Raw genomic sequence first — 14,477 nt, forward strand, 5'->3', positions numbered from 1 at the left:
AAACGTAAATCAATTTCCCCAAATTCGTTCCCAAAGTGCTGAAAAAAGGCGTTTGGCATCTCTTTTGAATTTTGGGGTTTCCTCTACCTTGAGGCCCGTGTCATCAGGGGTCAATCTATAACTAAACGCAAATTGTTCCTCGTTCGGGTCAAGACTGATCAAACCAAATCTAAGATCGTTAAAAAACAAACCGCCTTCCTTTTTTGTTATCGTATACCACCCTTCGGATATATTGATAAGCCGGTTTATTTTATCATTCGTCCTTAAATCGCCCAAAAGCCCATGGTTTTTGGGAAATGATGTAAACTGTATTTCTTCTGAATCAAAAAAAGAGTAATTGCCAATCAAATAAACATCTCCCGCATCAATATTGGCCGTCCATAAAAGCGTATTGAAAGGTGTGGGCCTACTATCGATTTTTGAATATTGTATTTTTTGAAATTCCAATGTCCTTGTGAATTTCTGATAGGCAAATCCCTTTAACAAAAGGCTTACCAACAAGTAAGAACTACTGATCAACAAGCCCATGGTATTGTATTTTTTTCTTACGGGTGACATCTTTTTTTGGCGCATGGCCAAAATCACGAATATCAAAAAGGGAATCGTGTATAGCGGATCTATCACAAAGATGTTCTGAAAGGCCAACCGGGTCTTGAACGGCCAAAACAATTGAGTACCCCATGTTGTAAAAGCATCTAAAATAGGATGGGTGACCAATCCCCAGAACATCAGCAGTGACCAATCTTTCCAAGTGGCGTCGCGCTTACGGTTTACTTTCCAGACCATCCATCCAAAAACAGGGGCGAACAAAACAGAGAATAAAACAGAGTGACTGAATCCCCTGTGCCACTCCGTAGCCGTAACCGTATCCACAAAGTAACGGCACAGTACATCCAAATCTGGGACAGTACCTGCAATAGCCCCGTAAAGCATAGCCTTGTTCCCTACTTTTTTGCCAAGAACGGCTTCACCTACCGAAGCGCCGAGAACTATTTGTGTTAAAGAATCCATTGATTTTTTAGAATTAAGGTGCTAGCTACGTGGTTTCTTGATTTACAATCTCAAAATCGCATACCCAACATCCAATGCTTATTTTACTATCCCCATTTTCTTTAACAAAAATGAAGCGTTCATATTTTGGCATATGCCGTCTTTGAACCGGTAATCAAAATGAAGTTCGTCATCAATGATTTCGGCATCAAAATAATGGTTTTTTACCTGTGGAAGTTCCTGAGCCACTTCACAGAGGCTCAAATCATGGGTAGCAATGATTCCCGTGGATTTCGAAGCGACCAACCGCTCCACGAATTTTCGGGAACCTTTGGCCTTGTCGGTACTATTGGTCCCTTTCAAAATCTCGTCCAAAACAATGAAATAGGTATCTTTCTCAATTTCGTCAACAACGAACTTTAGTCGTTTTAATTCCGAAAAGAAATAGGATTCATCATCTGTAAGAGAATCCGTGGTACGCATACTGGTAATCAATTTAACAGGACGATAATCAACCGATTTCGCACAAACCGGAAGCCCAATATTGGCCATTGCAATTTGCAACGAAACGGTACGCAGAAAAGTACTCTTCCCCGCCATATTGGCCCCTGTGATGATAAAAAACTCTTCTGTGTTTATTTGAAAGTCGTTCAGCACACTTTTTTCCGGATGTAACAACGGATGTCCCGCTCCTTTGGATTTTAAGATGGTTTTATCGTCCACAATATTCGGGAAACTATATTCGGGATGGTTAAAAACAAAGTTCCCAAGGCTGTTGTACGCATCAAAAAAGGCAATGACCTCAAACCACTTTTCAACCGAGGCACCGTGGTTTTTTATCCATTGTTCCACTTTAAAACAAGTGGCCAGCCCACGTAGAAAAAAACCATTGCCGAAAATGAGATAGAACAAATTGTTGTTTTGATCAATACTGTTCAAAAGTCCAGAAAAGTCCTTTAGTACCAAGGAGGTCTTTTTACCATCACTGAGTATTTTTTGCTGTTGCACCCTAAGTACATCAGATTTAAAATTTGTCTCTTCAATACTAGCCAATAGCTTATTGTATTGCTGAAATGTAGATTGAATCTTAGAAGTACCCAATCCCAGCCTCGTTATCTTTTTGCTGTACACGCCCGTAATCAATAGCCCGAATATCAACCAATATAGCAAGACCGACTCCGGTACAACATCAAAAAAATATAGGGCTATACCGCTGATCGACAGTATGGAAAAAATCCATGGCAAATAACGCATAAACTTGGGCAAAAAGGGTTTGTAAGCGTTCAACCATTTTACCGTTGCATCGGTCGTGGTTTCCGTTTTCGCCAATGATGCTATGGCCTTAAAGTGGTGCCGCCATTGGGTCATATCAGAAAGCTCCTTGATCGCTTCTTGTTTTGAAACAATATCGTTGGTAGTATTTTCCGTCAACAAAGCGGCCAAAGTATCACTACCCTGTTTTAAGGCTGTTCGGTTGAAATATTGATAAAAAGAGCCCCTACCGAAAAGATCAATATCTTGACTAAAATGATGTAATGGATTTTTATACGCATTACCTTGGGGCAGGTTATCAAAATCCCTATGTAATACCCGGATTTCGGTTTCATTAATTTGGATGAGCGCCTTGAGCATGTCTCTTTGGTACTGTAAATTGGTATGCCTTGAAACCAGATACAAAAAAATGGCGATAGCCGATATAATTACGGCAAATACCCACTTGGTATGTTCAAAAACCAAGTAAATCACGAATGCGGCAATGATAAAAACGGACAAGCGCAGCATGCTTGAAACAAACAATTGTTTCTTAAGTTTTTGGAGTTTATCCGAATACTCTTGAATTTGATTTTGATAAAAGGTAGCTAAATCCTGCATCCGTTGAGAGAATGATTTTTTGATGCCATGTACTACGCTCGGCACGGGTTAATCTGTAAAGATATAGAATAGGAAATTATTGCAGTTCATCTAGTTCTGCCTTAAGCTTTTTGGTAAATTTGGATATTACCAAGTCATATGAATGGTCTATAAGTTCAGCTACCAATTTTGGCGGAACGCTTTCCAAGATAACCGTATTCCAATGCACCTTGCTCATATGCCAACCTGCAATAACGCCGCCATCATATTCTTCACGTAGTTGAACGGCCCGCTCCGGATCGCACTTTAGGTTTACTTGTGACGGCACTCTCTCCAAGCCACAAAGTGCGAACATTTTTCCCATGACCTTGAAAACAAGGGTATGTTCGTCAAACGGAAAATCTTCGGTAACCCCTTTTTTGGCAATACAATATTCACGAAATACTTCTACGTTCATCCGTGTTTAGTTTACACCTTTTGAATCGTAAACGACGACCTTCGTCCATAATTCGCTGGACTCCTCGATAAATACTTTATGGGGAGCTTCATCTTGGTAGTTTTGCTGTGCCTCGGCCGACTCAAAGGTTACTATCAATGCGTATGTAAAAGAGCCGTCTACCACATCTCTACTTGCTCTTGGCGGTTTTCCGATATACTTGGTCTTTGCATACGCCGAATTATCCAAAAACTTCTGTAGCGATTTTTCAAAAGCCATACAATCTTCCTTGCTATCGGGATTTTCTAACCAAAAGTATACGGTATGGGCAAAATTGGAATCAAACTGTTTCATATCTTTTTCATTTTGGCCAAAGCCTATCGTTATGGTAAATAAAAGTAGTAAAGTTGATTTTGTTTTCATTTGTTTATGTTCTGTTCTCTAAAACTTCCTTTTGTTTTTCTGAAATTTCCAAGGCGGTATAATCTAATTTCCAGCCGATGGTTTCTACAATTTTCTCGATAAGCAGTACGGTTTGCAATGCTTCTTTTCGAGCGGTTTCCATTAAGCCACTTTCCGGTATTTTTTCTTTGATATGTTTTTTGGCCTCTTGGTTAAGGCTGGTCAGATCATCTGGCGTAAATGTGTTGAACAATCCATTTTTAACGTCATAAAATTCTAGTTCGGGCTCTATGGAAAGTACTTCGGGCTGTGGAAAATTGGTCAGAATGATTTTTCTTTTCCCGTCATCGGCATGCATCAGTATTTTTTTAAGATCATAACCGATCTGCGCCTTTGCCTTGATGACAATCAAAGCCTTTTTTTTACTACTGACCAAACTCAGAAACCGTTCCTTGGTATTCTCGTACTTGTAAATTTCCGCAAAATCACCTTCTACCGAAATCAACTTGCACACACTTTTTATCTTTTCAAGCAGTACGGTAGACTGGTGCGTGGTAAGCTCCTTATTTTTCTTTTTCCTGAAAAGGGAAAAAAACCAATACATGATGATCGCCCCTAAAATAAGACCTAGAAAAACTTCTAAAACATCGCCCATTATTCTATCTATTTTTTTCCTATTTCACCCAAATGGGTATACTTGAATCCTTTATCATATTTGAGTCCGTAACCAAAAACCCTATCCATTGCCGAATGTGAGAACAAAATCACACCTGCCAATTGCACTAGAGGAAACGATAGGTACATCCCTAAAAAATAAATTACGATGGCCATACCCTTGTGATGAAACAAATTATACCCTATAGCCCCTGTGGTATTGCCAAACAAATACCCCAACATACCTATATCTGGTATTAAAATTAGCACCAAAAACCACCACCACTCAAAACCCAATAGCCCAAACATAAAAACACCTAAGATAAACATGGCAAATTCCTCTAATCTTAACAGATGTTTCATGGTTGTAAGGTTTTATATAAAACCGGCCTTGAAGGGCTCGCATCATTTTCAAAAGGGGCCACTTGCAAGTTCAACAAATATGTGCCGTCCGGTATGTCATTATCCACATATACGAACTCAGTTATCGTAGCGTTTTCTCGAATTTCCCCCTCAAAATCCCAAAATGCTTTGTGTGCCAAAAGGGCTCCATCATCCTTTTCTTTATCAATTGAGGGCAAGTCTACCAATAGATGCTCAACGCCGATTTCTTTCAGATATTCGGCAGCCTCTTTAGTAAGATATGGTGGATTGGTATTGGAATACTGCCTGGATTTTTTCGCAACCGTATTGGGCAGAGTGCGTACAACCAATGCTTTTGATTTTTTGTCTTTTAAAGTATTTTGAAGCAGTTGTCTTGAAATTACCAAATCGTCTTTGTTCTTTTCTGGAGCGACGGTTACCACCTCTGCCAAATAGTAAAATTGGTTTAGACTTTGGTTAACGGAGTAGAAATCTTTTGTAATATGGCCCACACATTCGGTATGCGTGCCGTGGGCGTGCGGGTTGAACCAAATATCATTAAAATTGGTAGAAGCACCTTGCGTTACACTACCGATAAAATTGTCATTTTTATGCGGTTCTATTTTGGGATGACCAAGGTACCATGCGTTTACGTTGGTAGCGTTGCCATGTAACGGTATCGAAATATCCAATGGCTTAGACAGGTCAATTCGATATTCTTTTTGGTTATGTGTTAGTATTGATTTCATGAAAAAAGGTCAAGTTGAGCTTGGTCGAGATATTTCATTAGGATTTTTGTTGTCAACTCCCGGCTGCACTTGAATAAGTAAGGCTCTGTTTTCGACATTGACCAAATTTACTTCATTTTTATCATAAAGAGGTCGGCAGCAATCCCATCGGCCAAAAACTTTCCTTTTTTGGTCGCCAACAAAATATCGCCATCCAAATAGAGTAAATGTTGCGCTACATACTTTTCCGCCTGCATCATCGCATATTCTTTATATTTTACTCCGTACTCAGTTGCTATTTTGGTCAAGGATACGCCCCATATGGTACGTAAACCTGTCATCACGTACTCGTTATACTTATCGGTTGTGGACAGTACCTCAACTTCCATAGGTAGTTCCCCATTTTCAATGGCCTTTAAGTATTTGGGATTGTTATTGATATTCCATCCCCTTCTATTTCCATCAAACGAATGTGCGGAAGGACCAATACCCATATACTTTTTTTGCTGCCAGTAGGCCGAATTGTTTTTGGAAAAATAACCAGGTTTCCCAAAATTCGAAATCTCATAACAGTCATAGCCCGCTTTTGTGAGCCTTTCCGATAAAATATTAAAATGATGCTGCGCCACCTCATCATCCACTGGTTGTACCAATCCTTTGGCCACAAAATTCGCCAAAGCGGTTTTGGGCTCAATGGTCAAGGCATAACTTGAAATATGGGGCACACCAAAAGAAATAGCTTTTTCAATGTTTTCAAGCCAACGCTCATTGGTCATATTGGGCATACCATATATTAAATCGATAGAAATATTTTCAAAGTAGTGAGTCGCCAAGGACAAGGATGCTATGGCTTCTTCAGACGAATGTGCCCTGTTCATCAGTTTTAAATCTTGGTCAAAAAAAGATTGTACGCCAATACTCAAACGATTTACAGGGCTTTGGGATAGTTGGGTTATTTTGTCTTTTGATAGGTCATCTGGGTTGGCCTCTAAAGTAATTTCGGGATTTTTGGCCACGGTGTAGTGGCCATATACCGATGCGATTATTCTTTTTATCTCATCGGTATCTAAAACAGATGGCGTACCACCACCAAAGTATATAGTTTCTACAATTTCACCTTTAAACTCATCCTTTCTAAATTCCAGTTCTTTACAGAATGCCATAACCATAGCTTCTTTCTTTCCCATACTGGTAGAAAAATGAAAATCACAATAGTGGCAGGCTTGCTTGCAAAAGGGGATGTGAATGTAGATACCGCCGCCCCGAGAGGCAGTATTTATTGAGTCATTTGATTTTTTTGGTTGTTTCAATCCTTACTATTATTTCTTTTTTCTAAGATTGACAACAGGCGTTTCCCCTTTAGGATTTTGGGGGCTATTCTGCTTCACAAAAGCGGACCAACCGGTATAGCTTTTTCCCACATCTACCCTACCTTCATTATAAAAATGACATACTGCGGCCGCAAGGCCATCGGTACTGTCCAAATTTTTAGGGAGTGTTTTCAACCCTAGAACACTTTGCAGCATTTTGGCGACCTGTTCCTTACTGGCGTTACCGTTGCCCGTTATGGCCATCTTAATTTTTTTTGGAAGGTATTCGGTAATCGGTATTTGACGTGAAAGTCCGGCAGCCATGGCTACGCCTTGCGCTCGGCCCAATTTTAGCATAGACTGTACATTTTTGCCAAAAAATGGGGCTTCAATGGCAATTTCATCGGGATGATAGGTGTCTATCAACTCTAGGGTGCGTTCAAAAATAAGTTTCAATTTAGTATAGGGGTCATCATATTTTTTGAGCAATAGCTCGTTCATTTGAATGAACTGCATCTTTTTTCCCGTTACCTTGATAATCCCAAACCCCATAATAGTGGTACCTGGATCAATGCCCAATATGATTTTTTCCGAAGCCAAAAGCTAATTGAGTTTTGTGTTGAGAACAATGGGGATACGAAACTTTGCGTTTACCGGAATCCCCCTTTTCAGGGCCGGTTCAACTTTTGGCAAACTCTTTAAGCTTTGCGTGATTATCTCATCAAATTCTGGCATTTGTTCATCTATGGTAATATCTTTTTGGATGTTCAAAACGGATACCGTACCTTCTTTGTCCATCAAAAAATCAACGAACAAGGTATCGTTTACATCTTTGTTGAGGACGAATTCAAAATCTTGTAAGGTCATTGAAAAATGAAGTAGGATATTTTCCTGAAAACATCTTCTTTGGTTCATTTTGGATGATGTCTCATCACAATCGCTGAACAGGGGATATTGATCCAGGTCGTTCCAATCGATCTGCTGCATTTCTTCTTCTACCAGTTTTTGTGTTTTGGCATCTTTGGAGGGCAACCACTCGCAAGAGGCCAAAAGGCATAACACACCCAAAAACAAAAGATTTTTCATCAAGAATGAGGTTCTGACCGGAAAATTACGACTTTTTGGGCAAGTACGGTAGGCTGGGGAAAGCTTTAAGAGTAGCGGGTACTATTTTTTACCAAAGTGGATATCCTCCTTGAATTTTCGGATTCGTTTAGCGGCTATGCTCGATAAATACTCATCTTGCCCATTAAATTTTTTCATAAAAGACTCATAACAATCCAATATCGTCTTAGAATCTTTATAATACTGTTCAGAGGTAGTATATAGTTGAAAATGTGACCGTATATCATCTGGATCCTCATTACAAGCCAATTTGTAATACTTTAAAGCGGACCCCAAATCTTGCTTCTCTCTGGCCAAACTTGCCAAATAATGATACTCCCTGTTCAAAAATGGGTCTTGGGCTTCAATAGATTTTTTGATACAGTATGCCGCACTGTCCCTTTTCGGCTTCTTTATAATAGGTCTGAGCGAGTTGAAAATAGGCATCTGCATTGGTTTCGTTTATTTCCAATACTTTTTTCAAGGCAATTTTGGCCTTGTCAAACTCCCAATGTCTATAATAACTATAGCCTAGTTTTGCATAGATATACTCTTTGCTTTCACCCAACTGCAACAGTTTTTCAAACCAAGGGATAGCTTTGCCATATTCTGAATTATTATACAAGGCCAATGCCTTTAGGTTGATAAGCGACACATTTTCTGAATAATATGACAGCCCTCTATTGGCATATACCAAGGCACTATCATTATCATTTTGAGTTACACAATATTTTGCGAGTTGAAAAAAACTTCTTATGTGTGTACTATCCATTAATATGGCCTTTATGAAAGCATCAATACTTTCGTCCCGATTTTCGGCATTTTGAAGTGACAGCCCATGGTAATAGTGATATTCAGGGTTGGTCTTGCCACTTTTTGCTAAACGGGAGAACATCTAGTATGCTTTCTCTACCTGCTTTACCTTTAAATACAACTTTCCCAATTCAAAACGGGCAATTTGCGAACTGGTATCGCTTTTGATGATATTTTCATATTGGATTACAGCCTTTTTATAGTTTCCAATATTGTGATAGGCACGGGCAATTTGCAGCCATGATTTCTGCGAACCTATTTTTGCGTAGCCATTAATTGCCTGTTTATAGTTACCGATGGTATACAAACTATCCGCGGTTTCCGCTACCGAAGATTGAGCCTCGGCCTTCACTATGCCAAAAAACACCAAAAAGACAAGGGTATTTTTCAATCGCTCTTTTTTGTAATTATCTCTATCACCCCGTTTTTACCTTTATCACCGTATTTTCTTTTTGCCGCATCCCCTTTTAGAACATTCACCGACTTTATACGGTCTGGATTCATTTTGTACATTTCGTAGTCATGAGATTCCTTACCATCGATTATTATTAACGGTGGTGTTTTATTTTCGTGCAATGATTCTTGCGATACATCATCCTTTTTTAGTTTGAAATTTACTGGGATTGAAAACGGCACCTTTACAATTTCCCCTTTTTGTTTTCCAGGTTTCATTTTGGGCAATAAAGAAATAATACGCTCGGTCTCTTGCTCCAAGAGTTTATCGGAGCCTCGCATTCTCAAATCACCAATACTCCCATCCTTTTGAATAACGAAAAATGTACTCACCCTACCTTGTATGCCTTTCTCTTGTGCTGCTTTGGGATAGCTGAAATTTTTCCTAATGTGCTCGTTCATTTTTTCTTGAAAACATTTTCTTTTATTTTCTGCATTTTCGCAACCCGGAAATACTGGAACTTCATCAACCACTGCGAATGGCACACCTACCCCTTTTTGATTTGAAGTTTCTTTCTCAATAACATAGCCGTTAATTACCGTATCTTCTTTTGAAGCATCCTTAACCTCATCATGGGTTTGCTCGTTCCCATCAAGGTTATATGAAATAGGCATTGAAAAAATAACGTTAGTTTTCTTTCCTTTATGAACTCCCGCTTGCATTCGGGGAAGTAGACCAATTATTCTTGCCGCCTCTTGTTCCAATATCATATCGGGTCCGTGTGCTCTTATGTTTCCAATGGCGCCGTTATTTAAAATAGTGAAAATAACACTTACCCTGCCTTGAATTCCTTTTTCCAGTGCCTCTTCGGGATATCTAAAGTTTTTTCGAATATGCTTGCGTATGTTTTCATAAAAACAGCCTCTTTTATCACCATCGTTTTCGCAGCCAGGAAAAACGGGCACTTCATCTACTTCTGAAAATGGAATATCATTCGCATCTGCCAACGTTTGAACTTTTTGTTTTTTGGTGCCAAATAAAACGAAATCATCTTTTGGTATTTTGGATTCAATATGCATTTTTGCTTTGATCATAGTGTTTTCAAAACCCGAAATGAGAGAGCCATCATCAGTTCTAATCAAAGTTATCGTTGTATCATCATCTTTAATAATAAGTTCTACACCTTGCTCTGCTTCCTCAAAAATCAATAATAAGGATTGAATTTTTTCTTTTTCAGTAATTGTAAGTTTTTCGATATCGTTTACAACTAGGATGGGTAAATCCTTATCTTTTGAGGTCTTTTTACCGCTATTATCAAATAAGGCCAAATCTGTTTTTCCAAAGATTTGAAATGCATATCGGCCGTCAGTCAAAATCATGGTCGAGTAATTTGGATGGTCTTGGTCAAAAATCTCATCCAACTTATTATTGAAAGCCCTAAGTTCTTTTCCCGTAAAATCTTTACTGTTTTCTACTTCAAAAACATAACCGTTAGATGGGTAAACCTCTTTTATATCAATCAAAAGAATTTTGGAATCAAAAACTCCAATAGAATACTTGATATTGTTGTCCAATATCTGAAATACTTTTGTTCTGTTTACATAATTGGTATATCTACCTGTTGAAGGTAATGGGAACTTATGTGAAATAGGTTTGGTATTCTTTATTTCGTTATTTATTTTTTTATCCATCTCGGTAAAATGCAACTTGGTCATAACTTCATTTTTGAAGTAGTCTTCCTTTGATAGTATTTCTTTGGAATCCCTATATTTTTTGACCTTTGGCGAATTAAAGTAATATGCATTAAAAGAGCCCCATTCTTCAACCTCCTTCATTATTTCGGCTTCAACTTTTTCTATCAATTCCGAATCTTTTATCGTTTGGTTTTCGACACTGTTGTTTTCTTGGTTTAATTCCTGTGCTGAAGATGTGTATATCAACATACCTAAGACCAAAGGCACCAATAGCAGATATTTTAATTGCCAAATTCGTTTTGATTTGGTTTTTTGAAGCATAACAATTCGTTTTTTAATTAATGAAGTTTTGAAAAAATGATTGACGAAAGAGATATTTTGGGTCTGAAACACCTGGGATAGCAAAAATTCATATTGTGCCCCCTTATTTGTTTTGGCCACATGAGCATCTGCGATGAATTCATGCAGTTCGGCCACCCTATTCTGATAAACATAGACCAATGGGTTAAACCATGCCATAATCCGCATCAACTCAAAAAACAACAAATCATAGGAATGTCTTTGCCGTATGTGCACCAACTCATGTTGAATTATGCTCTCGTAATCTGTTTTTAGGACTCTGTCCCCTATGAAAATAAATTTGAAAAATGAAAAGGCCATGTTACTGTCTTTTATAACGATACGTGTAAAATCGAGAAAATAACGCACCTCACCTCTTTTTCTTAATAGTCGTAATTGATATAACTTATAGCCAAAATAAATTGATGCAATCAACATACCTACCAATAACAATATATATTCCCACGGCATGGAAAATGAGGACGCTGTATTTTGGCTCACAGTAACGGCAATACTATTATCTGTATGCCATAAAAACTCTGGATATGTGTATAACTTTTGGGGAACCGTTGTTTTTAAAGCCTCCAGCTTTATCCAGGGCAAGAAAAGTGACAGCATGTACGTAAAAATGAGATATACCCTGTTCCACTGAAAAAAAGTTTCCCTTTTTAAAAAGAAGTCGTAGATGATGAGGAATATCAATTGAAAAGTGATGCACTCCAAAATATACTGTACCATTCTAAATAGTTTTAGTTGTCCGTTTTTCTATTTTTTGACTTTGTATCCTTTTTAATTTCCTGTAAAATAGATTCCAATTCGGACAAGCTCACATCGTTCTTCTTCACAAAAAATGAAACCATACTCTTAAACGAGCCATGAAAATAACCATCCACTAATTTATTGATGGACTGGCTGCTGTAGTCCGCTTTTTTCAATAACGGAAAATATAGATACCCTTTACCCTCTTGTTCGTGGTCTACAAAACCTTTGCTTTCCAGTATGCGAACAATTGTAGAAACCGTATTATACGCAGGTTTAGGTTCGGGTAGCTTATCAATAATGGCAGCTACATTACATTTTTCTAACTGCCATAATACGTGCATTACCTCCTCTTCTGCTTTGGTCAATTGCTTCATTCAACTAATTTTTTAGTTTAAATTGAATTCAAATATAACTAAAATTTTAGTTTAAACTAAAATTTTAGTTATAAATTATATTTGAAAACCCGGTAGATGTAACAAATCCTATATATCTTAGACCAACATATTAAAAGAAATGTATGGATATTGCTTTACTCATCATAGGTTTTGTGCTTATGCTCATTGGTATTCTAGGTAGTTTTTTGCCTGTTTTACCCGGTCCCCCCATCAGCTGGATAGGACTCTTATTGCTATACTTGACCAAAGCCATACCCAACGACTGGTGGGTTTTGGGAGTGACCTTGGTTATTGCTTTGGTCGTTTTTGCCCTGGATTATATTATCCCCGCTATCGGCACTAAAAAATTTGGCGGCACAAAAGCGGGCATGATCGGTACTACGCTTGGTTTACTGGTCGCTATTTTTTTTCCTGTACTGGGTCCTTTTGGGATTATCATATGGCCCTTTGCCGGTGCTTTGATAGGTGAGCTTCTAAATAAGGCCGATAAAAAAACCGCTACGAAGGCGGCCTTTGGTTCTTTTTTGGGGTTTTTAACGGGAACCTTTCTAAAATTTGTGGTCTCCATTGTGTATTTGGGCCTTTTTATAACAACGGCATGGGATTACAAAGCGGCCTTGTTCCCGTACTTTGATTGATTTAATTTGGATATATGCATGCACCAAGACTTTTTGAGAAAAAAATTTTTGTGTACGGATTGCCCATATTGTTCATTCTTTTCACAAGCATATTGGCAATCAGCCCTCTAATGCAAAAGCATCCTAAATTGGCAATAGCGGTTACTTATGACCTGACGTTGACGGCTCCCTTGCTATTTTTGTTCCTATCCAAGAAAAAAGCCAAAAACAAACTAAAAACCGTTCCGTTTTTTATAATGGGCATTTTACTGGCTACTGTACTCTTGCCAGAAAACCAACAAGAACATGTAAACTATATAAAAACATATTTGTTCCCTGTAGTAGAATGCGCCGTTCTACTTTTAGTACTGTATAAAATCTACAAAAGTGTACGAATATTCAAATACAACTCCAAACAAAGCGAAGATATCAACACTATTATCAACCAAAGCGTTCACGAGATTTTTGGTACATCTAAAATGAGTTATTTCATCGCTTCTGAAATAATAATGCTCTATTATCTATTGTTTTCTTGGAAAAAGCAAAAAACCACGCACAAAGCATTTACCCATCATAAAGAAAATGCATCGATAGCACTTTGTTGTGGTTTTCTCTTAATAATCGTTATTGAAACTTTTACTTTTCACATACTACTTTCAAAATGGAATGGAATAGCGGCTTGGATGTTGACCGCGACAAGTATATACACTGCTTTTATGATTATTGCCCATATGAAAGTATTGATTCAAAAGCCGTCGGTACTTACCCCTAAAAATCTGTGTTTAAAAAATGGACTTTTGGCTAACATGAATATTGACTTGAAGGATATTGATAGGGTTGAAGCATGCTCTAAAGAATTGAAATCCGTGAAATTCAAAATAGCCAATCTTGGCTTGTCCAAAGAAAGCCACAACCACAATATCGCCATTTATTTTAAGCAAAAACAAACCATTGACAAAGCATATGGCCTTAAAGAACATTGCGACGTTTTAGTATTACACTTGGATGACAAAAATAGGTTTATAAACGAACTTGGGGCCGCCTTGGAAACCATTGTGCCCTCTACTTGATCCAAACCGTTTTATCGGTAATCGGATTTCTGTTTGATTCAGGAAGTACCTCGTCAAAGTAGCCCATATAAAAAAAGCCCAAACATTTTTCACCCTCGTTCATGGGGAGAAATTCATCCATATATTCAATAAGGGCCGGCGAACTCCAATAACTCCCTATTCCCATTGCCGTGCAACAAAGCCACATGTTCTGCACGGCCATTGCAGTCGCAGCTATCTCTTCCCATTCGGGCACACTTTCATTTGGATCGCGCTGCATACATATGGCAATGATAGCAGCTGCTCTTTTAGGGTTTTCAATAAGCTTTTTTGCTTTTATCTGCTTTGGTTTTACAGTTATATCTATATAGGTGTTGGACAAAAACTCACCCAATTCCGCTTTTTTATCGCCTTGAATTACCTTAAAGCGCCATGGCTCGGTCTTCCTATGGGTAGGTGCCCGGTTGGCTGCTTCAAGAATTTTTTCAATATCCTTTTTAGCTATGGGCCTATCGTTGTATTGTGGTGGGAAAACAGAACGCCTTTGTTGTATCAAATCAAAAATCATACGCTTAT

General features: G+C 38.2%; 18 protein-coding genes. 2 read left to right on the forward strand and 16 right to left on the reverse strand.

What is annotated here, in order from left to right; translation table 11 throughout:
* Positions 1-9: 9 nt before the first annotated feature.
* The 15 genes from HYG79_RS04600 to HYG79_RS04680 form a co-directional block, all read right to left on the reverse strand.
* Positions 10-1,011: a metal-dependent hydrolase gene (locus HYG79_RS04600; RefSeq protein ID WP_179240989.1), complete on the reverse strand. Its 1,002-nt coding sequence runs from the start codon at positions 1,009-1,011 to the stop codon at positions 10-12.
* A gap of 78 nt (positions 1,012-1,089) precedes the next feature.
* Positions 1,090-2,862 (reverse strand): MutS-related protein, encoded by a 1,773-nt coding sequence (locus tag HYG79_RS04605; protein WP_179240990.1) that lies wholly within the window; start codon positions 2,860-2,862, stop codon positions 1,090-1,092.
* Positions 2,863-2,938: 76 nt separating this feature from the next.
* On the reverse strand, positions 2,939-3,298 hold the full coding sequence (locus HYG79_RS04610; protein WP_179240991.1) for an MmcQ/YjbR family DNA-binding protein: 360 nt from the start codon (positions 3,296-3,298) through the stop codon (positions 2,939-2,941).
* Positions 3,299-3,304: 6 nt separating this feature from the next.
* Positions 3,305-3,700 (reverse strand): Dabb family protein, encoded by a 396-nt coding sequence (locus HYG79_RS04615; protein WP_179240992.1) that lies wholly within the window; start codon positions 3,698-3,700, stop codon positions 3,305-3,307.
* Between the two features lie 4 nt (positions 3,701-3,704).
* Positions 3,705-4,334 (reverse strand): DUF4230 domain-containing protein, encoded by a 630-nt coding sequence (locus HYG79_RS04620; RefSeq protein ID WP_179240993.1) that lies wholly within the window; start codon positions 4,332-4,334, stop codon positions 3,705-3,707.
* Between the two features lie 8 nt (positions 4,335-4,342).
* The gene (locus tag HYG79_RS04625; RefSeq protein WP_179240994.1) at positions 4,343-4,696 is read right to left on the reverse strand and encodes a DUF4260 domain-containing protein; all 354 of its coding nucleotides are present in this window, start codon (positions 4,694-4,696) and stop codon (positions 4,343-4,345) included.
* On the reverse strand, positions 4,693-5,445 hold the full coding sequence (locus HYG79_RS04630) for a cyclase family protein (RefSeq protein ID WP_179240995.1): 753 nt from the start codon (positions 5,443-5,445) through the stop codon (positions 4,693-4,695). The genes HYG79_RS04625 and HYG79_RS04630 overlap by 4 nt, the downstream gene beginning before the upstream one ends.
* A 107-nt stretch (positions 5,446-5,552) precedes the next feature.
* Entirely contained in the window at positions 5,553-6,734 is a 1,182-nt protein-coding gene (gene hemW, locus HYG79_RS04635) for a radical SAM family heme chaperone HemW (protein WP_228027934.1), read from the reverse strand.
* 9 nt (positions 6,735-6,743) lie between these two features.
* Positions 6,744-7,334: a crossover junction endodeoxyribonuclease RuvC gene (ruvC, locus tag HYG79_RS04640; RefSeq protein WP_179240996.1), complete on the reverse strand. Its 591-nt coding sequence runs from the start codon at positions 7,332-7,334 to the stop codon at positions 6,744-6,746.
* A gap of 3 nt (positions 7,335-7,337) precedes the next feature.
* Complete coding sequence (locus tag HYG79_RS04645; RefSeq protein ID WP_179240997.1) at positions 7,338-7,820, reverse strand: energy transducer TonB; 483 nt, start codon at positions 7,818-7,820, stop codon at positions 7,338-7,340.
* An 81-nt stretch (positions 7,821-7,901) separates the two neighbouring features.
* A complete protein-coding gene (locus HYG79_RS04650; protein ID WP_179240998.1) occupies positions 7,902-8,291 on the reverse strand; it encodes a hypothetical protein in 390 nt (129 codons plus the stop codon).
* Entirely contained in the window at positions 8,203-8,733 is a 531-nt protein-coding gene (locus HYG79_RS04655; protein ID WP_179240999.1) for a tetratricopeptide repeat protein, read from the reverse strand. The genes HYG79_RS04650 and HYG79_RS04655 overlap by 89 nt, the downstream gene beginning before the upstream one ends.
* Positions 8,734-9,042, reverse strand: a complete 309-nt coding sequence (locus HYG79_RS04660; RefSeq protein ID WP_179241000.1) for a tetratricopeptide repeat protein — start codon at positions 9,040-9,042, stop codon at positions 8,734-8,736.
* Complete coding sequence (locus tag HYG79_RS18030) at positions 9,039-11,816, reverse strand: M56 family metallopeptidase (RefSeq protein ID WP_228027935.1); 2,778 nt, start codon at positions 11,814-11,816, stop codon at positions 9,039-9,041. Before HYG79_RS18030 ends, HYG79_RS04660 begins: the two co-directional genes overlap by 4 nt.
* 11 nt (positions 11,817-11,827) lie before the next feature.
* The gene (locus HYG79_RS04680) at positions 11,828-12,214 is read right to left on the reverse strand and encodes a BlaI/MecI/CopY family transcriptional regulator (protein ID WP_179241001.1); all 387 of its coding nucleotides are present in this window, start codon (positions 12,212-12,214) and stop codon (positions 11,828-11,830) included.
* A 143-nt stretch (positions 12,215-12,357) separates the two neighbouring features.
* Between HYG79_RS04680 and HYG79_RS04685 the strand changes: the two genes are divergently transcribed.
* Positions 12,358-12,873, forward strand: coding sequence for a DUF456 domain-containing protein (locus HYG79_RS04685; protein WP_179241002.1), 516 nt, complete (start codon positions 12,358-12,360; stop codon positions 12,871-12,873).
* 14 nt (positions 12,874-12,887) lie between these two features.
* Entirely contained in the window at positions 12,888-13,922 is a 1,035-nt protein-coding gene (locus HYG79_RS04690; protein ID WP_179241003.1) for a hypothetical protein, read from the forward strand.
* On the opposite strand, the gene HYG79_RS04695 is transcribed toward HYG79_RS04690, so the two are convergent.
* Positions 13,915-14,469 (reverse strand): nitroreductase family protein, encoded by a 555-nt coding sequence (locus tag HYG79_RS04695; protein ID WP_179241004.1) that lies wholly within the window; start codon positions 14,467-14,469, stop codon positions 13,915-13,917. The two genes, HYG79_RS04690 and HYG79_RS04695, sit on opposite strands and share 8 nt — an antisense overlap.
* Positions 14,470-14,477 lie beyond the last annotated feature (8 nt).

Origin of the sequence: Costertonia aggregata (genome assembly GCF_013402795.1) — a bacterium.
GTDB lineage: Bacteria > Bacteroidota > Bacteroidia > Flavobacteriales > Flavobacteriaceae > Costertonia > Costertonia aggregata.